The 22,657-nt window shown below is 60.2% G+C and carries 15 protein-coding genes and 1 pseudogene; 6 read left to right on the forward strand and 10 right to left on the reverse strand.

The window, feature by feature from the left end; translation table 11 throughout:
• Position 1: 1 nt before the first annotated feature.
• Positions 2-1,228, forward strand: a complete 1,227-nt coding sequence (locus BN2694_RS05300) for a HEAT repeat domain-containing protein (RefSeq protein WP_135663312.1) — start codon at positions 2-4, stop codon at positions 1,226-1,228.
• A gap of 33 nt (positions 1,229-1,261) precedes the next feature.
• On the opposite strand, the gene BN2694_RS05305 is transcribed toward BN2694_RS05300, so the two are convergent.
• The gene (locus BN2694_RS05305) at positions 1,262-2,905 is read right to left on the reverse strand and encodes a bifunctional metallophosphatase/5'-nucleotidase (RefSeq protein WP_135663314.1); all 1,644 of its coding nucleotides are present in this window, start codon (positions 2,903-2,905) and stop codon (positions 1,262-1,264) included.
• Positions 2,906-3,545: 640 nt separating this feature from the next.
• Here BN2694_RS05305 and BN2694_RS05310 point away from each other — a divergent pair.
• Both BN2694_RS05310 and polX read left to right on the forward strand, forming a co-directional pair.
• A complete protein-coding gene (locus tag BN2694_RS05310; RefSeq protein ID WP_135663316.1) occupies positions 3,546-3,995 on the forward strand; it encodes a DUF5788 family protein in 450 nt (149 codons plus the stop codon).
• The gene (polX, locus tag BN2694_RS05315) at positions 3,992-5,743 is read left to right on the forward strand and encodes a DNA polymerase/3'-5' exonuclease PolX (RefSeq protein WP_135663318.1); all 1,752 of its coding nucleotides are present in this window, start codon (positions 3,992-3,994) and stop codon (positions 5,741-5,743) included. Before BN2694_RS05310 ends, polX begins: the two co-directional genes overlap by 4 nt.
• Before the next feature lie 461 nt (positions 5,744-6,204).
• Here polX and BN2694_RS05320 read toward each other — a convergent pair whose 3' ends face one another.
• The 7 genes from BN2694_RS05320 to BN2694_RS05350 form a co-directional block, all read right to left on the reverse strand.
• The gene (locus BN2694_RS05320) at positions 6,205-6,627 is read right to left on the reverse strand and encodes a hypothetical protein (protein WP_135663320.1); all 423 of its coding nucleotides are present in this window, start codon (positions 6,625-6,627) and stop codon (positions 6,205-6,207) included.
• A 126-nt stretch (positions 6,628-6,753) separates the two neighbouring features.
• On the reverse strand, positions 6,754-7,671 hold the full coding sequence (locus tag BN2694_RS05325; RefSeq protein ID WP_135663322.1) for a carbohydrate ABC transporter permease: 918 nt from the start codon (positions 7,669-7,671) through the stop codon (positions 6,754-6,756).
• A 2-nt stretch (positions 7,672-7,673) separates the two neighbouring features.
• Positions 7,674-8,630: a carbohydrate ABC transporter permease gene (locus tag BN2694_RS05330; protein ID WP_135663324.1), complete on the reverse strand. Its 957-nt coding sequence runs from the start codon at positions 8,628-8,630 to the stop codon at positions 7,674-7,676.
• Between the two features lie 33 nt (positions 8,631-8,663).
• On the reverse strand, positions 8,664-10,043 hold the full coding sequence (locus tag BN2694_RS05335) for an ABC transporter substrate-binding protein (protein WP_135663326.1): 1,380 nt from the start codon (positions 10,041-10,043) through the stop codon (positions 8,664-8,666).
• Positions 10,044-10,159: 116 nt separating this feature from the next.
• Positions 10,160-11,320 (reverse strand): ABC transporter ATP-binding protein, encoded by a 1,161-nt coding sequence (locus BN2694_RS05340; RefSeq protein ID WP_135663328.1) that lies wholly within the window; start codon positions 11,318-11,320, stop codon positions 10,160-10,162.
• A gap of 332 nt (positions 11,321-11,652) precedes the next feature.
• The gene (locus BN2694_RS05345) at positions 11,653-13,527 is read right to left on the reverse strand and encodes a methyl-accepting chemotaxis protein (protein ID WP_167879965.1); all 1,875 of its coding nucleotides are present in this window, start codon (positions 13,525-13,527) and stop codon (positions 11,653-11,655) included.
• Between the two features lie 659 nt (positions 13,528-14,186).
• Positions 14,187-16,115 (reverse strand): archaea-specific SMC-related protein, encoded by a 1,929-nt coding sequence (locus tag BN2694_RS05350; RefSeq protein ID WP_135663332.1) that lies wholly within the window; start codon positions 16,113-16,115, stop codon positions 14,187-14,189.
• 104 nt (positions 16,116-16,219) lie between these two features.
• Between BN2694_RS05350 and rdfA the strand changes: the two genes are divergently transcribed.
• Positions 16,220-16,894 carry a rod-determining factor RdfA gene (gene rdfA, locus BN2694_RS05355; protein WP_135663334.1) on the forward strand — a complete coding sequence of 225 codons (675 nt, stop codon included), beginning with the start codon at positions 16,220-16,222 and terminating at the stop codon, positions 16,892-16,894.
• A gap of 163 nt (positions 16,895-17,057) precedes the next feature.
• Positions 17,058-17,810: an IclR family transcriptional regulator gene (locus BN2694_RS05360; protein WP_135663336.1), complete on the forward strand. Its 753-nt coding sequence runs from the start codon at positions 17,058-17,060 to the stop codon at positions 17,808-17,810.
• Between the two features lie 308 nt (positions 17,811-18,118).
• Here the strand turns inward: BN2694_RS05360 and BN2694_RS05365 are convergent.
• Positions 18,119-18,717: pseudogene (locus BN2694_RS05365) on the reverse strand (IS6 family transposase).
• 240 nt (positions 18,718-18,957) lie between these two features.
• Here BN2694_RS05365 and BN2694_RS05370 point away from each other — a divergent pair.
• Complete coding sequence (locus BN2694_RS05370; RefSeq protein ID WP_135663338.1) at positions 18,958-19,320, forward strand: hypothetical protein; 363 nt, start codon at positions 18,958-18,960, stop codon at positions 19,318-19,320.
• 239 nt (positions 19,321-19,559) lie between these two features.
• On the opposite strand, the gene BN2694_RS05375 is transcribed toward BN2694_RS05370, so the two are convergent.
• The gene (locus BN2694_RS05375) at positions 19,560-22,406 is read right to left on the reverse strand and encodes a hypothetical protein (RefSeq protein ID WP_210408915.1); all 2,847 of its coding nucleotides are present in this window, start codon (positions 22,404-22,406) and stop codon (positions 19,560-19,562) included.
• Positions 22,407-22,657: the final 251 nt, after the last annotated feature.

A 22,657-nucleotide genomic window follows, 5' to 3' on the forward strand; every position in this document is an offset into this window, starting at 1 on the left:
TATGTCACTCTTCCAATTAGAGCGAGAGGGCGACGTTCAGGAACTTATCAGATTACTCCGTGAGAGCGACAACGACGACGTCCGACAGCGTGCAGCGTCGATCCTGGGAGAGTTCGACGACCACCAGGATCGCCGAGACATCGTCAGTGCGCTCGTCCGGGCTGCCCGAGAGGACGACACCGGTGCGGTGACCGCGGCAGCCGTCGACTCGCTGGACGACCTCGGCGGGGACGCGATCGAGGCACTGATCGAGGATATGGCCGGGGCTGATTTCGACGCTGAGAGTGCCGAGTGGGTGCGCGCAAAGGCGTTCATCAACGCTCTGGAGGCCGACGTGCCGGAACTCCGGATGGCCGCCGCCAACGGACTCGGCCAGTTCGGCGACAACGACGCGATCGAGCCGCTGGTGGCTCGCTTCGAGGACGACGATCCCCGCGTCCGGGCGCGGGCAGCACGGGCCTGTGGATCGATCGGGGATCCGCGCGCTGTGAGCGCACTAGAAGAGTTGCTCACTGATCCGACAGTCGTGGTGCGCCGGGAGGCCGCCGAAGCACTGGGGCAAATCGGCAATCGGCAAGCTCTGGGGGCGTTGCTGGACATGTACGACGACCCCTCCGAGCGCGTCCGGCGGATCGCCGTCGGCGCGTTCGGCAACTTCGAGAACGCCTCGCCGGTCGATGCGCTAGTGGCGGCCCTCTCGGACGAATCGGCGATCGTCCGTCGGACAGCGGTGTACTCGCTCATCGAATTGCTCGCGAACGTCCCGACCGAAAAGAGCCACGAAATCAGAGAGACGATCGTCGATCGGTTGAGCGAGACCGACGACGAGAGTGTCGTCGTGCCGCTGGTCGAGATCATCGAGGAAGGGACACAGGCCGCCCAGCGGCGCAATACGGCGTGGTTGCTGGGACGGGTCGTTACTGACGCCGACGAGCGGGTGGTCGATGCACTCGTCGAAACACTCGCCGACGACGATCAGATGACCGCCCAGTTCGCGGCGACAAGCCTCGCCCAGCTTGAGGACGACCGCGTCGAGGAGCGACTGCTCGATGTCGTCACGGACACGGATCAGCCCACGAATGCCCGGACGCAGGCGATCTTCACGCTGGGCAAAGTCGGCGGCGATCGCGCCCGAGAGACACTCGATACACTCTTAGACGAGACCGACGAGGAAGAGGTCCGTAAACGGGCCTTCTCGGCGATTTCGAAACTCGGGGGTCGACTATGAATAATCCTGAGTGTCCGATCACTCCGAGAGCGATCAGGCCAGAAGGGGAACTTTCTTCGAGACGATAGTTTCCCAGGTAGCGTTGTTGATCGTGATGCGGCCGTCACGCTCGGGTGCGATCGGGGTTTCTGCTTCGATACGTCGGATGAGCAGACTGGAAAGCAGCGGGCCGTTGACCGGCTTGAGAATCCGTGGCACGTCGGCCAACATTTCGTAGCCGTCGCCGCCTCCCGAAACGAAGTTGTTCGTAGCGAGAGAATAGGTCGCGTCGGGATCGATCGCTTCCCCGTTGACAGTCACCTCGGTGATGCGATCGCCGACCTCGTTGTTCATATCGTACGTGTACTCCATGCCAGCAACCTGCGGGAATCGACCGGAGAGACGTTCGACCTCGCTAACCCCGTTTTCGAGGGTCGCGAGCAGCGTTTCTCCAGTGACTTCCAAGACAGTCAGCCGGTTGCCGAACGGGAAGATGTTGACGATGTCACGCTGGGTAAGCGTTCCGGGCTCGTATTGGGAGTCCGTCCGGATACCGCCGCCGTTCATGAGCGCAACATCGACATCGGCATCGAGGTGATTGCGCATCTTCTCGGCAACGTAGTTCCCGAGGTTGGACTCCTCGCGGCGGACGACTTTTTCACGCGCATCAAGAGTCGTTTCGGTACGTCCGATCTCTGCTCCAACTTCCTCCTCGAGTCGGTCCCGGTAGGACCGCATAAGATCCGCCACTTCTGGATTGGGTTCGAGGCCGCGCTCGACCTCTTCAGCCAACGAGTGACGGGTAAACTCGTGGGAGACGACTTCGCCGTCCTCGACTTCGAGGTGAAGCTCGGCGAGATATTTGAACTCGTCTCCGATGATCGAGACGAGACTGCCGTTGACGACTTTCGGCGTCTCGTAGGCAAGTGCCGCGTGATCGCCGACGTAGGCGTCAACACCGTCGACCTTCGGGGCGACCTCTTCCTCGACAACCGGACTGGCGACGTGTGAGAGAACGACAACGACATCGGCCCCTTCCTCGCGCATCTGCGGAACGACTTCCTGTAACGCGGGGGCTGGTTCGAGCACCTCGGCGTTGCCGACAGTCGCAACGTTGGGCGTCTCTTCGGTGAGGATGCCGGTCAAGCCGACCGTGATGCCGTCGACCTCAGTGAGAACATATTTCTTTGCGCCTTCTTCCTTGGCGAATACCTCGCCCGTCTCACCGTCGATCGTGTTGGCGCTGAGCCACGGGAAGTCGCTGTTTGCGACTTGTTCTCGGAACGTGTCCGGACCCATGTCGAAGTCATGGTTTCCGAATCCATCGTAGTCGAGTGACCCGGCGTTGAGAGCGTCGACAATGTGTTTGCCATCGAAGACGGACGACAGGACAGACGACGCCAGATCGTCACCGACCCCCAGGCGTAGGGCATTAGGATACTCCTCGTTGAGTTGATCCATCAGCCCGATGTAGTTGGCAATGTTCTCGGCATTGTCGAGTTCACCGTAGCGACCCTGCAAGTGGGTGTCGTGGATGATCGAGACCGTCCCAGTCGCCGATTCGGTTTCAGTCGGCGTCTCGGTCGGCGTGTCGGTCGGCGTGTCAGTCGGCATGTCAGTTTCGGGTGGTTCGGTCGTTTCCGCTTTGTTCGATGACGAACAACCAGCCAGACCGACGAAAACCCCTGCCGATCCCATCGTCTTCAGCAAGGTACGTCGCGAAACAGGATTAGTATCTTGAGACACGACTAACCTTTATAGCTCCAAACACACATGAAAATTCCTAAAAGTGTCCCCGGTTGCCGCTTTGACTCGTAGACTACAGTTCGAGGGGAACCGGCGTGAAAAGCACGAAGACATCTTTAAAGGCAAATATTCAGATGAGCGAGTGCGCAGGGCGACAATACTGAACGTAGCGACCGATGTGTTGTTTCAACTAGAGGACTAGTTTTAATCCACCTGAGTGTATATACCAGAAGAGTATTCGTTGCTACGTCGCGCAGTCGCTCTCTCCCATTTGGACAACCAACAGGAGTAAAGAGGTTTGACGACTGCCACCTAACCCGACGACCAGACCGGACCACACTGAAAAGTGACGGTGAACACACGCTCACGGACATCGAAGGCTGGGTTGTCCAGGTCGTCAAATACGGACGGAAATGTACCGACAGCGAGTAGATCACAGGATGGTTGCTCCGCTCAAATGGTCGTCTCCCAGCGAGCACCGATGACAAACGGCCAATCACCGTCTTGGAGATCCAGAACACAGGGCTTGCCGGAACGCGCTCGAGGGGATCCGACGCGGGTATTTTTGTCCGTCGGCCTCCGACGGGAAGACGTGCACGAGTACGAACGCAAACAACTCCTCGAACGGATCGAGCGCGAGGGCGCGACGGTGGGGGCCGAGATCCCAGACGCTATCGAGATCGACGGGGAGTCACTCGATCTACGCACGATCGTCTTCGAGACCAGGCGGCGAGAAACCGTTCCGGCCGAGGAGCGCGACCGCGTCGAGTCCGTCAAGACGAAGCTCAGACGAGAGCGAAATCGCCGAGTCGAACGGCTCGAATCGGCGTCGTTGTCCTACGACGAGGGTGAGACGCTGGCCGAGTCGATCGTCGGGATCGACCGGGCGCTTCACGCCCTGGAGACTCTCGAACCCGCCGATGTCGGGGCCGAACGGGACGCCGCGACGGCCGCAGACCGTCGACGCTGGATGCGGTTCCTCCGGAAGGCACTCGGCCAGGACGGGGATGCAGGTGATCGACGCGCACGGGGTGGGCCATGACGAGCAACGCCGAGGTCGCCGAGCGTCTCGAGGAGTTCGCCGACCTACTGGAGGCCAAAGACGTCGAGTACAAGCCCCGGGCCTACCGGCGGGCCGCCGAGAACGTCGCCGAATATCCCGAGGACGTCGCCGACCTTGCCGATGAAGGGGTCCAAGCCGTCCAGGGAATCGATCGCGTGGGCGAGGCCATCGCGTCGAAGATCGTCGAGTACGTCGAAACCGGCGAGATAGCGGAACTCGAGGCGTTACGCGAGCAGTTGCCCGTCGAAATGGACGCGCTGACGAGCGTCGAGGGCGTCGGCCCGAAGACCGTCGGCACGCTGTATGAGGCACTCGAGATCGAGACGCTCGACGACCTGGAGGCAGCAGCGCAGGCGGGCGAGATTCAGGATGTCTCGGGGTTCGGTGCGACGACCGAGGAGAATATCCTCTCAGGGATCGACTTCGCCCGACAGGCACACGAGCGTCAGTTGCTGGGCGACGCCCGTCCCCGTGGCGAGCAGGTTGTGACGTACCTGAACGTCTCCGACGCCGTCGAGCGATGTGCGCTTGCCGGGTCGCTCAGGCGCTGGAACGCGACCATCGGCGACGTCGACGTGCTGGTCGGCAGCGACGACCCCGCGACTGTCGTCGAAACGTTCACCGACTGGGGAGGGGTCGATCGGATCATCGAGGCCGGCGAGCAGAAGGCCAGCATCCGATCCCGTGGCGTCCGGATCGATCTCCGGGTTGTCGATCCGGCGGAGTTCGGCGCAGCCCTGCAGTACTTCACCGGCAGCAAGAGCCACAACGTCACGCTGCGCAACCGGGCGATCGAGCGCGGACTGAAGATGAACGAGTACGGCGTCTTCGACGTGAACGGTGTCGAAGAGGACGACCAGCGAGCGGGCGAGCGTGTGGCTGGAGAGACTGAAGAGTCGATGTACGACGCACTCGGATTGCCGCCGATCCCGCCGGAGCTACGAGAGGACCGCGGTGAGGTCGCAGCAGCAGTCGCGGGCGAACTGCCGACTCTCGTGGAGACGACGGACGTCCGCGGCGACCTGCACGTCCACACTGAGTGGTCCGACGGGAACGAAACGATCGAGGGAATGGTCGAAGCTGCGGCCGAACGGGGCTACGAGTACGTCGCCATCACCGACCACGCGACCGGCCCGGGGATGGTCGGCGGCGTCGGCCTCGACGACGACGAATTGGGCGCGCAACTGGAAGAAGTTCGCGCCGTCGACGAACGGGAGGACGACATCACCGTGCTGGCGGGCGTCGAAGCGAACATCGACGTCGATGGATCGATCTCGGTCGGGGACGACCTCCTCGCTGCGCTTGACCTCGTGGTCGCCTCGCCACATGCAGGCCTCGATGGAGACGGGACCGACCGCCTGATCGCCGCCGCCGAACACCCACACGTGGACATTATCGGCCATCCGACAGGCCGGTACCTGAACCGGCGCCCCGGACTGGATCTCGACGTTCCGAAAGTGGCCGCGGCCGCCGCCGACCACGACACCGCCCTAGAGATCAACGCCAACCCCCAACGTCTCGATCTCGGGGGAAACGAAGTCAAACAGGCTGTCGACGCGGGCGCGACGATCGTCGTCGATACCGATGCTCACCACCCGTCGAGCTACGACTTCACCCGGTTTGGCGTCCACACCGCCAGGCGCGGCTGGGCCGAAGTTGAAGACACGCTCAACACCTGGCCCCTCGGAAAGATACGTGAGTTCCTGGCAGAGGAGTCCGCGACCTAAGGCAATAGCACACAACACGATCTGTAAAAACATACCGATATAAAGTATAGAACTATATTGATACGATAGCTACTTCGATAGTACTTCACCGCTCAGCACACCATAGACTGGTGACCCAGAAACCACCGACCAGTCGGTGTTCCCCAGCTGCCGTTACTGAGGATTGAGTTACGGGATTCAGGCGTCGATCGGTAGCGCTACGACCCAGGTCACGGCTTCGCAGACGAGTACAGTACAGATCACCTTGACGAACAGCATCCGGGGAAAATCGACGGCAAATGCCCTCAATCATCCAATACTCACGAACACGGAAACTGTTGTCAGGAACGCCCGATCGGTTGGTCGTCACCTCGCAAATATCGGAATGGCCGACAGACAAATGACAATAAAATTCACTTTCCCACCAATAGTAAATAAAATTACCAATCCGAGACGCCCGTCACGTTTCGTGGGCTATTGGATCACCACTCAACATCCAACTTTCTGACTACATATTCCCTGACGAGGTCGGCTCCGCCATAGAAGGACAGCCACAGTGCGACGGCGAAGGCGAGAGAGGCGGCGACAGTATCAAGCGTAGTCGTGAGCAAGCCCTGCCAGCCGACGAGAAGTGAGACAAACGTGTCCAAGACGACGGCCCCGAAAAACAGCGGCGAGAAGTAAACGACGATCCTGACCAGCGGTTGCTCGCGTGACCAGCGGCTCCAGTTTCGGACGATGAGCGGATAGAGGATCAACGAGGAGACGATGAGGGCGATGCCCGTCACCAGCGCCTCGTTCTCGGGCGTAGCGACGGTGATCGTCGATCCAAGCGTAAAGGACGTCAGAATCCCAAGACTAACCGTCCAGATGACAGCTTTGAGTCGGGTTGGCGCTTCGCTCATAGCGGAGGAATTGGAACAGGCGTCTCAAAACACTGGTGTTCGGCCGACGGCGTCCGAGAGAGTAGCGCCTTCACGAATCGGACTCCGATCGTCCCGAAAACGTGCGTCAAAAAAGAAGAAAAGCCGTTATGTCGCCTGCCCTTCCGCGAATTCCTCGGCGAAGAGGACATAGATGAACAGCGTCGGCAGCGCGGCGAGGAAGGCGCCAGCCATCCGCAGCGGGAAGTTGACCCCGCTCAGGTCGGCACCGAGGCCCGACAGGATGAGCGTGATCGTCGCAGCCTCGTCCGAGGAACTGCCAATCAGAGTCAGCGAGAACAGGAACTCGTTCCAGATCTGGGTGAACTGGTAGATCAGCACGACGCCAATCATCGGCTTCGAGAGCGGCAGGACGATGCGAGTGTAGATCTTCGTGATGCTCGCCCCGTCGACTTTCGCCGCTTCGACGAGTTCCTTCGAGATCCCCTTGTAGTACGACCGGAACAACAGGAAACAGATCGGGATCCCGTAGGCAACGTGGGTGAGCGTCAGTTCTGCCAGAGTCCCCCACCGATCGCTCGGCGGGAGGATCGTGATGCCCTCGATGATCACGCCGTTCGTGAGCGGCAGGATGTTGGTCCAGAAGTCACTCAGCGGGACCAAAATTGCCTGATACGGGAGGAAGATCCCGAAGACGAACAGCAACACGACGGGCATCTGGCGGCGCCAGTCGACCAGCGTCAGGCCGTAGGCAGCCATGCTTCCCAGCAGGACGTCGAGTATCGTCGAGGGGATCGCCATCGCGAAACTGTTGATGAACCCGCGGCTGAGCAGGTCGAACGCCCGCCCCCAGTTCTCAAGGGTAAAGTTCGCCGGCGTGGGTGGCAGGAACGGCGTCGTCGCCGCGCCGCTGGATTTCAGCGACGTGACCAGCCCTGTCCAGATTGGCGAGAGGAAGAAGGCCGTAAAGAACAGGACCAGGAAGTAAATCCCGAGTCGGCTGTAGCTCATGTCCGGCAGTATGCGCGCGACACCGTTTCGTTTCGAGTCGGTTGCTTGACTCATCGTTAGAGTGCCCTCGCTTTGTACTGGTAGTAGAGGTACGGCGCAACCACGACCAGTGCCATCGCGAGGAGGATGGTCGCGATCGCGGCAGAGTACGCCCAGTTCTGGAGATTGAACGCCTCTCGCACCATCAGCGTGGCGAGAACGTCAGTCCCCTTGGGCGGGCGATACGTCCCGAACATCGCATAGAGGAAGGTGAATATCTTCAGCGCGAAGATCATCAACACGACCGCCGCGCTCACCGACGCAGATTTCAGCTGCGGAATGATAACCCGCCAATACGTTTTGATGGTACTCGCGCCGTCGACCTTGGCTGCCTCGAACTGGTCGTTGGGAATCGACTGCAGGCCGGCGATGAACACGACCATACAGTACCCGCTGAATTGCCAGATCAACGCGAAGAGCACCGACCCGAGGACCAGCTGTGGATTGCCGATCCAGTTGTACGGCCCGAGGCCAAACAGCCCGACGATCGTGTTGATAAGTCCGTTCTCGTAGTTGTACATCCACAGCCAGAACTGGGCTGTCACGACGAACGACAGCGCCATCGGCAGCAGGTAGATCGTCTGGACCTTCCCCTTCTGACGGATATCCCGGTCGAGGAGAATAGCCAAGAACAGTCCCAGTACCAGTGATATCGTCGTGAAGGCCACCAAGAGGACGAACGTGTTCTTGCCGGTCGAGAACACAGCCGGATCTCCCAGGGCCTGGACGTACATACTGAAGTCGAGCTGGCTGTAATCCGGTGGCTGCAGGAACCCCTCGTACTCCGTGAGCGAGATCAAGAAGTTCCAGATGATCCCACCGTAGACGGCGAGCCCCATAAGTAATAGCGGGAGCGCCCAAAACGGCGAGGATCGTAGGAAGTCACTCTTCCAGAACTGGCGTAACCGCTGTTGCCATCCGTAGCCTGCGGCTGTGGAACCAGTGTCCGCTACCGCATCCTGTGTGCGTGACATGATTGAAATGTTCGGAAATACGGCGCGACAGCGTTACTGTGAAACCGCGTCAGTGAGCGCGGACGCGGTCGCTTCGACATCGAATGGGCCCATGAAGTTGTTCCCGATTGCAGTCATCGCCGCGTCCATCCGTTCGGGCGGCAGCGCGAGCCCGTGGGCGATCGCCGGCGGGAACTTCTCTTTGTTGGCCAAGTGTTCGGAGTTCAACGCGAGGAAGTCCGTCAGCCGACTCGTGTCGATGTCAGTCCGGAGCGGGATGCAGCCTTTCAGATTACCGAACGCGACTTGGGCGTCTTTCGTACCGACGAACTTCGCCCAGGTCTGCTGTTTGACGGGCGTCTCAGTGTCACGCGCGAACGTGAACGCGTCGATGTGGAGCTGGTACATGTCCTCCGTGCCGGGGTAGGCCATCCAGTCCCAGTCGGTCTGGTACTCGACACCGCTGTCCTCGGCGCGGTACATGCCGTAGGCCCAGTTGCCCTGCTGAATACAGCCCGCGTTACCCTCCATCATCTGCTGGTTGCCCTCGGTGAAGCTGATCGTCGAGGCGTCCGCATTGATATGGTTCTTCAGCATCTCCGCCGTGAGCTCGAGGGCCTGCGTGAGATGTTCCTGATCGACGTCGCCCTCGATGAAGTTCATATAGGCGTCGTAGCCGCCCTCCATGCCGAGGAAGTTCTGGAAGACGAGTTGCAGGGTCGGCCACGTACTCGACATCGCATGAGTCATCGGGTCCGCGTCGGTTTCCTCACCGATCGTCTGTAATGCATCGAGCAGCGCGGTCGGGCTGTCGACCGAAGACGGATCGACGCCGGCCTCCTCGAAGACGTGAACGTTGAAGAACAGGTTGTTCATCCGGTGAGAGCCGATCGGCATCGACCGAAATTCACCGTTGAGCTTACACTGCTCGGCGGCCATGGAGTTCATCGAATCGACGTAGCCGTTCTCTTCCCAGACGTCGGTGATGTTCGCCAGCAAGCCACCGTACTGAGTGATGTTCTGTCCGGGCCAGGCTTGCCAGGCGGCCGGCGGGTTTCGGTTGGCAAGCCGCCGTGCGACGACAGAGTCGAGGTTGACGTTCCCCGTCCCGCCGATGGGGCGGAAGTTCGTCGCCATATCCGGATACTCCTCCTTGAACATCGACGTCAACTCTTCGATGGCCGCCGCGCCGTCCCCGCCGGTCCATGCGTGCAACACTTCAAGTGCAGTGTCGTTTGGTGTCGGCCCCATCTCGGTCATCCCACCAGAACCATCGCCACCACCGGTGTCCCCATCACCAGGCGTGTCGGCCGGCGCCTCAGTCGTGTCGCCGCTCCCACAGCCTGCGAGACCGACCGTCGCGAGCCCCGCTGCCGTGCCGATCACTGTTCGACGCGAAACCGAACCATCGCCAGTACCGTTATCCGATGTCATACACCTTGGTGTTCAACATACTCATATATAATTATTGTGTTCGATTTTTATTGGGGACTCTGCCGCACAAAGAGCTATGGGACCACGGGCATCGACGCGAAGGTGCAGTCCCGGACTCAGGCCGGTTCGGCGCCGCGGAGCGGGCGGTCGCCTTCGACGTCACCGAGGTCGCGGTTGTGTAGGGACTCGCCGGTCTCGCCGTCGAAGATGTGGATCGCGTTCTCCGGGAGCCCGACCCCGATGGACGCCGCCTCCGGGACGTTGCGCATTCCACTTATCGTCGCGGTCAGCTCGGCGTCAGCCCGGTCCTGTCCCTCGAAGGCAACGTGGACAGTGTTCTCGTTCCCCATTGGCTCGACCACGTCGACGACGCCCGGGAACTCGTGTTCGCCACTCGGGGCGTCTACGATCTCGATGTCTTCCGGTCGGATACCCAGAACGAAGTCCGTCTGCCCTTCCAGATTCGCGAGCGTTTCCTCTCCGAGGGGATACTCGAAGTGCTCGCTGACGAGGTGGCCGTCTTCGAGCGTCACGGGGAGGAAGTTCATCGACGGTTCGCCGATGAATCCAGCCACGAACTGGTTGTTCGGACGGTGATAACACTCCAGGGGCGTCCCGATCTGCTGGAGTTGACCGTCGTTGAGAACGGCGATCCGGTCGGACATCGTCATGGCTTCGGTCTGGTCGTGTGTGACGTAGATCGTCGTCGTGTCGAGGTTCTCCTGGAGGTGCTGGAGTTCGGTCCGCATCTCCGAGCGGAGTTTCGCGTCGAGGTTCGCCAGTGGTTCGTCCAGCAGGAACGCGTCCGGTTCGCGGACGATCGCCCGACCGAGCGCGACGCGCTGTTGTTGGCCGCCGGAGAGTTCGTCCGGCTTACGATCGAGAAGGTTGTCGATGCCGAGCATCGTCGCCGCGTCCTCGACGCGCGTATGGATCTCCTCGTCGGAGAGTTCGGTTGCCTCCTCGAGCCCGAAGGACATGTTCTCCCGGGTAGTCATGTGCGGGTACAGCGCATACGACTGGAAGACCATCGCCACGTTTCGTTCCTGGGGCGAGCGATGCGTGATCGGCTCGCCGTCGACGCTGATCGTACCTGTGGTCGGGGTCTCGAGGCCCGCAACCATCCGGAGCGTCGTCGACTTGCCACACCCTGACGGACCGACCAGTACCAAGAACTCGCCGTCCCTGATGTCGATGTTCACGTCGTCGACCGCGACGATTTCCCCGCTCTCATCTTCGAAAATCTTGGTCACTTCGTCGAGGGTCACATTCGCCATAAACGTTTGTGCGGCATTACGATATAAATAATTTTCTGTGGCGATCCGAACGCGTCCCACAAAGACAGACCCGAAAGGGGAGATCGGCCGACCGCCACCGAGACAGAGTGGTGCGTGCCAGATACTGGAAGTTGGTAAGTGGTCTGTCGTTGGCGAGCGGTCACTGCCACAATTTATCAGAAATGTATTTGTACCTTGTGACTGCCCAGTAGAGAGCCGCTGACCGACCGGCCGGAGGTCGCCACGAGAAGTCGGCGGCCGGATGACTATCTCGCTTACTTCGGGTCGGCAAGAACGGCCGGGGAGGCAAAACCGGGCCAAAATGGTGGGGTTCAGTCGGAAACGGGTTCTGAGTCGAGATAGAGTTCAGCGTCGCTATCGGTGTCGAACTCGTCGAGGGCGTCATGTAGCGGTCGCGCGTAACGGGTGAGGTCGCAGGCTCGTTCGGATACTTCATTGAGTTCCGCAGCCTGTTCCTCGGCTGCACCGGCGACGATGCCGGACTCAGCGAGGGTCTCCTCGCTGAGTTCGGCGACTTCGCCGACGCGGGTAGCGATCTCTCCGAGACGATCGATCGATTCCTGCACCTCCTGGTCGGCGTACTCCTCGGCCCACTGCTCGAAGGTGTCCGCGAGGTCGTCGATCTCCCGGGAGACATCCTGAAGTTGTTCCTTCTGCTCGTCGGCGTCATCGGCGATGCGTTGGACGGAGTCGGCGACGTGGCCGCTGGCGACACGGACGCTGTCGGAGCTGGCCTGTAGTACTTCACCTGTGTCCTCTACTCGGACAGCGAAGCGTTTCAGCTGGTCGGTCGTCCGCTCCAGTTCCGCGACCATCTCGTTGAAGTCAGTCGCGATCCGATCCATAGCGTCGTTCTCGCCGTCGGGATCCAACCGCTGGGTGAGGTCTCCCTCGGCACACTGGCGCATGATCCGAGAGTACTCCTCGGCTTTCTCCTCGAGGTAGCGGTTCATCTCCATGGCTTCCGCCCGCGACACTTCGGCCTCCTTGCGCGCCCGTTCAGCTTCCGTGATCTGCTGGCGTAACGACGACCGCATATTCTCGAAGCCGGCGTACAACTCGCCAATGGCGTCGATACGGGTGGTAGTGACAGTCGTCTCTAGATCGCCCTCACGCATCTGACGGGCCCACTCGCGGAGTCGGTTGATGTCGCGAGTGGTGTTATACCCGATGACCGCGCCGAGTGCGACCACAAGCAGGACGCCCGCGAGGGTGGCGAGTCTCCCCCAGCGTGAGATGGCCCACACGAACCCGAAGACGTTCGAACGCGGCTCGTGGATGAGGACCGTCCAGTTCAGCGGGACGTTCGAGACGCGGATCGGGGCGTACCCGACGGCGTACGGCTCCGAGAGGACGGCGTCCTGTGGTGCCATCTCGGGAATTACGCCCGCACGCTGATCGGACTCGAGTAGCCCAGGTGCGAGACGGACCGGCCGCATCGCGTCGTCATCACCGTACTGACCGAGTATCTCTTCGTCGTCCCGGGCGACCTGGACGATCCCCTCGTCGTTGACGACCTGGGTGAAGCGGGCTTCGCTGTCGGTGTCCAGGGACGCCGCGAGATTCTCGACGGAGTACTCCATGACGAGGTACCGGTTTGGATGACCGGTGACCGGACTGACGAACGCCACGACCGGGGTGCCACTCACCCGGTGGACATCCGTGATGTGGACATCCATCACGTTCAGCGAGTCAATCGGACTGGACTGAATCCAGGCACGGGACGTTTCGGAGAGGTTCCTGGCGAAGGTGAGCTGTGGACTCGCGACGACCCGATGGTCGGTGCCGCTCCCATTCACCAGATAAATCGCGTGAGCACCGTAGACGTTGCCAGCAGTAGTAGCCAGTTCCTGGCGGATCCCGAAGCGAGAGCCTGGTTCGTTCGCACTGAAGGCCCGGTTTTTCGAGGCGAGTTTGACCGAGATCGAGTTCCGCTCGATCCACGTCTCGATCGAATTGGCCTGCTGGGACGCCAGGTTCTGGTACTGCTGTTCGACGTTCCCTTCCACCTGATCGACGACGGCTCCCGTCGCCGTCGCCCCGATGACAGCGACGGTCAGACCCATGACCCCCAGAATGAGCGCGAACTTCAACGTGAAGCGCCGCCGAACGAAGTTCGGCACGGCGCGGCTGAGCAACCGAGTTCGGTCCGGCCCCGACGTGTCCGGGTCATGCGGGTCTGCCATGGTTTCCCTTATAGCTATGAAGTTGCACGGGCCTCCATATAATTTCCCCGACGAAAACGTCTCCACAGCCATATGATAGGAGACGAGCCACAGATGCGACAATAAGATCTCCAGAGTGGAGGCCGGGCCGATCCATCCTATCCGATGCCGATATTCCCCACTATTGTTCAAACGTTCCCTATCAGTGAACGGGTCATGCCCACCGAGAGAGACGCCTGGCCAGAAAAACGGGGGACTACGGAGCAATAACGTCAGATGAGTGGTGAGCTACAGCGTGGTCGCAATAATTCGTTCACCCATAGTGAACGCGTTCAGTCCACGATGACTCCGACATATCGGAGAAATCACCCACATGGGCGTTCAACACGCCAAAACGCCCTGTCTGAGACCGACACGATCAGTTGCCGCTCATCACAACCAGACCCCGCGGACGAACTATCGTACTGACCGATTCCCCAGCGGTTCCGACACAGGTGGCGGTCGACTGCATTCAACCGTGGATAACCGCAACCGGAAGACAACGTCGAGAGTGTAGCGTTCACCTCTGGTGAACGCCCGGGCGTGCAGGAGATCGCGGCGATCGTTCGGTGGTTCACAGCCGACGAACACAGCACCCTCTTTACAACCGTATGTTTGTAATCTCGCCGGCTCGAGCGAGATCAGTGGAGAACATCGGCGTCGATCCGTTGGTGACGGTCGTCCACTGCCTGGGCATCTTCAGGGAGTAACGCAACGAACAGGACTTCGACGTGCTCGGCAAAGTGATCGATGAGGCTGGCGATCCGTTCGGCGTCGATCGCTTCCAGAGAGTCAAGCAACAAGAACGGTACCTCCTCGTAGACTTCGTGACTCAAGTATCCCGCCAGAGCGAACACGAGACCGATCAATTCGCGTTCGCTCTCGCTGAGGTTGTCGACAGTCTCTTCGTAACTGGTCCCGTCCTCGCCCTCACGGACGACGTGGAGTGCGAACGTGGTGTCGGCGTCGGGGCTCGTATCTGCGGTCCGCCGCTCGATCCAAATGCGCGCGAGGTTCTCGTAGGCGAGAACGTCGAGTAGGTCATCCATCTGGCGGTTGAACGTCTCGACGGCACGGCGTTCCAACTGGTCGATCCGTGCACGCTCTTGGGCGATCTGCTCGCGTAGACCCTCGCGTTCGGCGGTGAGGTCCTCAACGCCAGGCAGTGACTCGATCTCGTCGATCTCCTCGCGGACGTCCCCCAGTCGTTGCTCGAGTTGTCCCCGTTCGTACTGGTGATCGCTGACCTGCTCGTACATCTCGAGTAGATCGTCGTCGCGCAACTGCTGGGTCTCGGCCACTTCGGACTCCAGATCGACGATGCGCTCTGCGAGCTCGGACTCCCGGGCTCGTAATGTCGAGAGACGGTCGCGTTTCTCCGAGAGGTGTTGGTCGACGGTTCGGCGTTCCCGATCGACGCGTTCGCGTTCCGCTAGTTCCTCCTCAATTTCCGCACGACGATCCTCTAGGTCTGCCACGTGACTCTCGATCTCGGCACGTTCGGTGCGTTTCTCGTCGATGACTTCTCCGAGAGCGTCCAGTCGCTCGTCGACGTCGCCGCGGGATACCTGGCTCCCACAGGTCCAGCAAATGAGGTCCTGCTGTTCGTCTGGGGCGATCTCTGTCACCGGCCCGGCATCGGCCGGCTCGATACCGGGCAGTTCCAGAGAGCCCGCCAGAAGGTCCCGGTTGAACTCCACAATAGTAATCAAGGAGTTTATAGTTTCTTCGAGTTGTCGACGACGTTCGCGGGCAGCGGCCAGGTCATCTTTGACCGATTCGAGGTCCTCGTCCGTGTACTCAGTGTCACGCCCGTCCTCGAGGTCGGCGAGTTCGTCCTCCAGAGAGTCTATTTCGGCCTCGACCACCTCGATCTCGTTCTCCACGCGGTTGTGCTCCCCACGGGTTTGCTCGAGTTCCTCGACGAGGGCATCGGCCTCGGCCGCCGTCGATTGGTCGGCCTCGTAAGCGGCGATCTCCTCACGGAGGGACTCGATCGTCTCGTCAAGGGATGCGATCTCCTCCTCCAGGGAACGACTGCGATCTTTGAGTACTGGTAGCCGATCTTTGCGCTCTCGGACTCGTTCGATTTGGTCCTCAAGCTGTTCGGTCTCGGCCCGGAGGGATTCGATTCGCCGCTCGATCTCGTCGGTGTCGACCGGCCGCATAATGATTTCCCTGAGATCGTCACCCCGCTCGACGGCCTGTCGGGCCGGATTGTCTTCGAGCAGAGAAACGAAGGTGTCGATCAGCGACGTCTCGTCGACGTACGGCTCGCCACCGACGCGAACAGAGTTGCTTGTTCTTTGAAATTCCCGCGTGTGACGCTGCTCACCAACCTGCAACTCGACCGACCCTTCCTCGGCATCGCTCTTGAGAGAACCACTCGATCCCCCGAGCGAGCTGGCGACCGCCGAGAGGAACGACGTCCGGTTCGTTGCATTCCGGCCGCGAAACACGGTTACGCCAGGGGAGACCGAGACGTCGGCATGATCGATCCCGCCGACATTGTCGACCGTGATCGTGACCGACTGGTTGTCGATTGACCGATCACTCGCATTTGTAGCCATCCGTGGAGAATTCACACGGTCAGTTATAAAAAAGTACGCATCCGATAGTCGACGAAATGGGCCGGTAGCGTCATGTGCCAGGGCATCTAACCCAGTACTGACAGATGGTCGATAGCGAACAGAACGGGAGCGACACACGGCCGTCCGAGAGTGACGGATGCTCGTGCAAAGTTGGACGGGTCGCCGACCGATACACTTTGGGAGGATTAGACGAGGAGCTTCGTCGCCGATACACGGCCGAGGCAAGCTTACGGGACTTAGAGACGTTTGTCAACGAGCGAATCCTCCGGACGGCTATCGAACAGGCAGGCGAGGCGGTCCCTGCGCTCGTTAGCAGCGACAGAGGGATCGGCGCGCTATACGAAGTGTTACGCGACGAGGAAGGGACTGCGGCCGCCGAACAGGCTCGGCTAGTGACGCGGCTCGAACAGGCAGGCGTCGACGTGGACGCAGTCACGGATGACTGGATCTCTCACGCCACGATCAGGACCCACCTCAACGACTGTCTCTCAGTGGACACCGCCCGCGAAGCCTCGATCACTCCCGAGGGAGCGATCAATACCGTCGAGTGGGCCCGCTCACGCTCGGAGAGCGTCGTCAGCGAGACGGTCCAGCGCCTCAAAAACGCCGATGTCGTCGAAGTAACCGAACCCGACGTGAGCGTCTCAGTTCGGATCACCTGCGAGGCCTGTGGCCGTTCCTACGCCGTGCAAGATCTCCTCGATGCCGGTGGCTGTGACTGTAATCGGGGAGATTCACTGGACGAGGAACGTGAGTGAACCGATTGACAGTTGGGTGCGCTCGTCGGATCTCGAAAAAGCACGCCACCCCTCTTTTGAGTCTCGACGGGAACCCGCCGGTACCCAGACCGGAGTTCGATGACGATGACCACCGTTCGCTTCTGGCGAACGTTATTTACCGGTAGGTCGCCATATCCCGGGCATGCACCGATCAGATGGCCCGAGCGTCGAGGCGGTTCATACGAGCCTCGATGTCCTCGAAGTGGTCGTAGACCTCGGAGGAGCCGGAGTCAGTGAAATCGCCCGCCGACTCGACCGGTCGAAAGGGGGCATCTACAAGCACGTGCGGACGTTGACAGATCGAGGGTATCTCGTCGAGGACGGGACCACCTATCGGCCCGGGTTACGGTACTGGACGATCGGGACTGACGTCCAAGACCGGTTGTGCCCCGAAGGGGCCAGATCAGTCGTCGATGACCTGGCGGCATCGATCGGGCATACCGTCGTCCTGGTCATCTACGAACGGCCGACCGCGGCCGTCATGTACAGTCAGGCTCCGACCGGGAACGCCGTCCAGCCTGTCGCGGAGGGTGACTCGCTGCCGATGTACGCCACCGCCGCCGGAAAAGCCATCCTGGCGTACCTCCCTGAAGACGAACGCGAGGCGATCCTCGACGGCGACCTGCCCGCTCACACGGACGCGACGCTCACCGATCCGAAGACGATCACCAGGGCTCTCGAAGACGTTCGCGAACAACGGCTGGCCCGGGATCACGGAGAATTTCTCCCAGATGTCGAGGCGATCGCCGCGCCCATCGTCGACTCCGCCGGGTACCCCCGTGGTGCGATCGCGGTCACCAGCGGCCCGGAGAAACTACTAGAAGGAGATCTCGAGGCGGATGCGAGTCTGGTCGTCAGCGCGTCGAAGTCTCTGGAGAACACGTTGACCAGCTAAACGCAGAGACGAGAAATTGCCACTGGGCGTTTCGGCGTTGGGTGGCCCCTCGGCGAGTCGACTGCGACGGCACACACTCAGACCCGGCCATTCGGGCCAATATGCGAACCGTGGCCACTCACCTCGACCAGCTGTCCGATTCGGACGCACCGTCGCAGACCGATCGAACAGTAAAAATAACTAAACTAAAACTACATGATAAATAGATCCCGTCTAAATATTTAGAACAGACAGTAGAATCAGTATAAAACCCGATATACAAAATACATACGAGGTATTTTTACCGGCAGTGTTCAGAGAAGCTGGTTCTATGCGAATGCGAACGATCTGAGCCAATTGTCGGCTGTTTCGGCAGTTTCCGGTTCGGCGTGACCGAAACAGTTTGAGAACGAAGAGGTTCTGCGTTTTACTTCACAAAAGACATGTTCGACGCTGTTCCGATTTCCAGCGCGTTCGTCTCTGAAATCGAGGCCGTGTCGGTGGCAAACATCTTTCAACGAGTGCGATCCGTCGATGAGAAACATAGCATCGTCAACGTCGTGTTTCTCGCGGATCTCGTGAAAAATGCGTGAGCAAGAGCCGAATTTGTGGTCGTTTCAAACTTTGTATGTAGCAATTCGTTTGTTTTGGGATCAACAGTGGTGTACAGCCAATACTGCTCACCGTCAAGTCGGATCACGGTTTCGTCAACCGCAATCTGATCCGGGCTCTGTCCAGTTTCGTGCTGTAGATCTGCTTTATGAACCCCGTTGTGGACGGTTGAACGAGCGCGTTCGACACCGAATACCCCAAGAATCGTAACAGTTTTCGAAAGCGATAGTCGAGCAAGCTGCAGCTGAATACTGAGTTTCATCAGCAATCGCGGTGTCGCCTCTCGCTCCACAAACACGACGTCGATCTGGTCGATACTACCGCTGAGGCGTGTTTTTTCGGGCGTATCTCACTTTGAAGACAACATTCCTCACTCTTCAATCCGTATCTGAACACCGCCGACCAAGCAGAGGTACAACCGATGGATGTCGTCTTGCTGATGAACGTCTCAGGTTCGATGAAAGCCCAGGATCCGGATCGATCACCTCACCGTCAAACTGCAGCTCCCCGACGAGGAGAAAAGCGGTTTCAGACACGGATCGGGGCGGAGTTGGTCGTGTCGATCAGCGTACGTCTCCTCAAGGGCGACCGCAGTGAGTCATCACAGGCCCTGCTCGAAGCGGTGGTCGATCCCGCAGGGACCGACCCGGCGCTACAGAGAATACCCGACGAGTGTCTAGATTCAGATATCTTCGACGACGACCGGTTCGGGACCCTCGAGTTGGATCGGGGGGCCGACGTGTACGAGACCGACGCCGGCTGGATGGGCGAATCAGTCGCATTGATGCTGGAAGCGTCGATGCCCGAAGACTGTGACTCAGCCCTCGACGTGGCGACAGGCAGACGAAGACAAGGTGTCCGGGGCAGATTTTACCGACAGAATGGACTTTCACACGGTCAGTGTCGAGCTTGCCGGTGAATTCGCGTTCTGACACGACGACGAATTGTGCTGGGGATACAGGATACTGATCTGTGGCTCCCGCTCCGAGGGACTGACTCGTGCGGACATTCCGGGGTGACCGCGCACACGGGCGTCGAAGGCGAACATGCCGTTGTAACCGATAGCGACGCGTATACTCACAGAGATCGTAGTCGAACGGTCCCTCTCGGCTGGTTCTGCCGTCGAAACGGCGGTTTCCTTCGACAGTGGGGTTCGGTTTAGATGGACGAGGGACCGTCGAATCGGTCGTGATCGGCGAAGGGGGCGAACTGGAGTGCACTGGTTAGTTGTGACTGTACCTCCTCGTCGTCGGGGTACTCGTGGGCGAGCAGTTCGAGCCGTTCGAGAGTCGACTGGCGGTCGGCAAGTGTCCCCACCTGATTTTCGATAGCATGATCCAGTGCCCAGGCGAGTCGCCGCTGGATTGTCTGGCTATCGGGACGGTCCCGTGCGAGGGTCTGGAGGCTGTCGAGGTGTGTCTGAAAGTCCTCGATTCGACCGGCAGCCGCCTCGCGTTCCATGAGTTTACAGATCGCAGCACCGAATTCTGACTGTAGCTCCTCGGTCTCTGGATGGTCTTCGACATGGGCTTTGAGTCGGTCGAGGTAGTCCGCCGCGTCTTCGAACTGCCAGGCACCACTCGACGCGAAAACCGCGTTGAACAGGACCTGCGCGAAATCGGACTGGATCGAATCGGCGGCAGGATTGTCGGCAGCCAGTGTTTCGAGACGGTCGACCGACCGCTCGAACGCATCGAACCGACTGTCCTCGGCCTGGTATCGCGCGACAGTGAAGACTGCGTTCGAGAGGCGCTCCTGTACCGTCTCGATATCCGGATACGCCGTCGCCAGCGTTTCGAGACGGTCGAGATGTGTGTCCACAGCATCGGTCCGTCCGGCGTCGGCCGCGTGGAACGTGGCGTTCCAGAGCGCCGTTGCAAAGGCGGCCTGAACGTCGGCGACGTCGGGATATGCCGCTGCGTGTGATTCGAGTCGGTCGAGCGAACCACCGTTCGCGAGCACGTCCGCGAGGACGACCTGTATCTCCTCGTCGGTCGGATGGTCGCGTGCGAGTGTTTCGAGACGGTCGAAATACTCCCGTTCGTGCTCGAATCGACCTGCCTCCCGCTGGGTAAGGATTGCAGTCTGCAGCCCCGACGCGAACGTACGCTGGATCCGCTCGCTCTCGGGATGGGCCGCTGCAATGGTTTCAAGCTGGTCGAGCCGAGTTGGAAGTACGTCGACTCGACCGGCGTCACCCTCGTGGGAGAGAGCCGTCTGCAGCGCGCTTGCGTAATAGCACTGGATTTCAGTATCGTCACAATGGCTACTGGCGAGACGGTGGAGACGGTCGAGATAGTCCTGTCCGTCCTCGAATCGGCCTGCCGACATCATATGATAGACTACCGCACGGAGGGTGTCAGCGAACTGGCGTTGCACCGCCACGAACTCGGTCGAGGCCTCGGTAACGGATTCGAGACGCGACAGGACTGTCGTGAGGTCGTCTATCCGGTCGGCCTCACCCATGAACGTGACGACGTTGTACAGCGAGGTGGCGAACGCGTTTCGGATGTCCGCGTTGTCAGGGAAGTCGGCGACGAGTGCTTCGAGGCGGTCGAGATGGACGTGGAGACCGACGAGCAGCCCAGCATCACCTTGCTCCTTCGTCGCGTTCAGGCTCGCCTTCGCGAGTCTAACGTGGACCTCCTCGATGCCGGGGTGGTTCCCAGCGAGAGTTTCCAACCGGTCGAGAAGCTCTCGCTGGTGCTCGAACCGACCCGCTTGCCCCGCGTCGGTCACGGCGTTGAACAGTGCGAGACTGAATCGCGACTGTATCTCCTCGTCGTTGAGGTTGTCGTCAGCCAGCGTGTCCAACTGGTCGAGAAAGCGGTCGAGTACCTCGAACTGTTCATGACTTCCTGCGTGTGTGGCACAACTGGCCAGGGCCTTAGCGAGATTGCGCTGGAGTGTATCGGTGTCCGGATTCTCGACGGCGAGTTCCGCAAGCTGGTCGAGATCCGCTCGCTGTTCGTCGAGCCGACCGGCTTCGCCCCGGAAGTAGCAGGTGTGATAGAGGGCTTTGCCGAGGCGGGTTTGGATCGCTTCGTTGTCAGGATACGTAGAGTGGACCGAATCGAGATCGTCGAGACGGGATTGCGCCGCTTCGAACCGCCCAGCGGTCGCAGTGTACGTCGCTGCGTTGTAGAGTCCCTTCGCATAGCGGACGTGAATCGCTTCAGTTGGGGTGGCGTCACACAGCTGTTCAAGTCGGTCGATGCGGGCGTCGAGTCGTTCGAATACTTCGGCTTTGCCCTCCGCCCCTGCAGCGTTGTACAGTCCGTTGGCGAGTTGTAGTTGTATCTCCTCGGCGGTCGAGTACTTCGTCGCGAGGGTATCGAGGCGGTCGAGGTGTGTCTGCGTCATGTCGAGCCGGTCGGCGTCTGCCGCGTGATACACGGCATTGAACAGGCCTGTTGCGAACTGAGACTGAACGCCCATGTGGCCCGGATACGCACGAGCGTGGGCTTCCAGCCGGTCGAGTGACCGCTGCACGTCGTCGAATCGCCCGTTCTCACCCCAGGAATAGACGGCACTGGCAAGTGCACTGGCGAGTTGGTGTTGTATCTCCTCGTCGTCGGGGTACTTGGCGGCGAGCGTATCGAGGCGGTCGAGATGGGTCGTCATGGACACGACCCGTCCCGATTCCCCGTCGTCCTCGATTACCCGAACCAGTGTCCGGGCCAGCAGCTGTCGAAGTGTGTCAGCGCTTGGATTGTGCGCAACGATGGACTCGAAACGGTCGAGGGGAACCGAACGCTGTTCGAACTGTCCGGTTTCGACCCCATCGACGATGGCTGCAAAGAGAGTTTCGGCGATCTGTGACTGACTCTCGTCGTCAGCGGCGTCCGCCAGTCGCGGGAGAAGGTTGTCGACGTGTGACTGTCGGTCCTCGTGCCGGGATGGGGCGGCATCGGAATCGAGTGCGGCGAGAAGCGCCTCGACGATATCAGTGTGGGCCAGAGGCGGGCCAGTGGCGGCTTCAGTGGGTGGCTCGTTGCCGTTCATTACCCGATGTCTGACCCGGCTGACAATAAGCAATTTGATGGACCTGTTTCGAATGAAATAAAACCCAACTCCATCGGTTGGAGTAACGGAGCACCGCAAACACAGGCCTGGGTCCACCAGACGTGCGAATCGACGCGGCCGCCGGATCAAGAGCTGGAGTCAGATCGGCGATCAGTGGGTAACTACTGCCAGATAGCAACTGTTATATTAACTTCATGACGAAAGGGGCATATCCACCTACTGTTGTCGTT

This window comes from Halorhabdus rudnickae (assembly GCF_900880625.1).
Lineage (GTDB): Archaea > Halobacteriota > Halobacteria > Halobacteriales > Haloarculaceae > Halorhabdus > Halorhabdus rudnickae.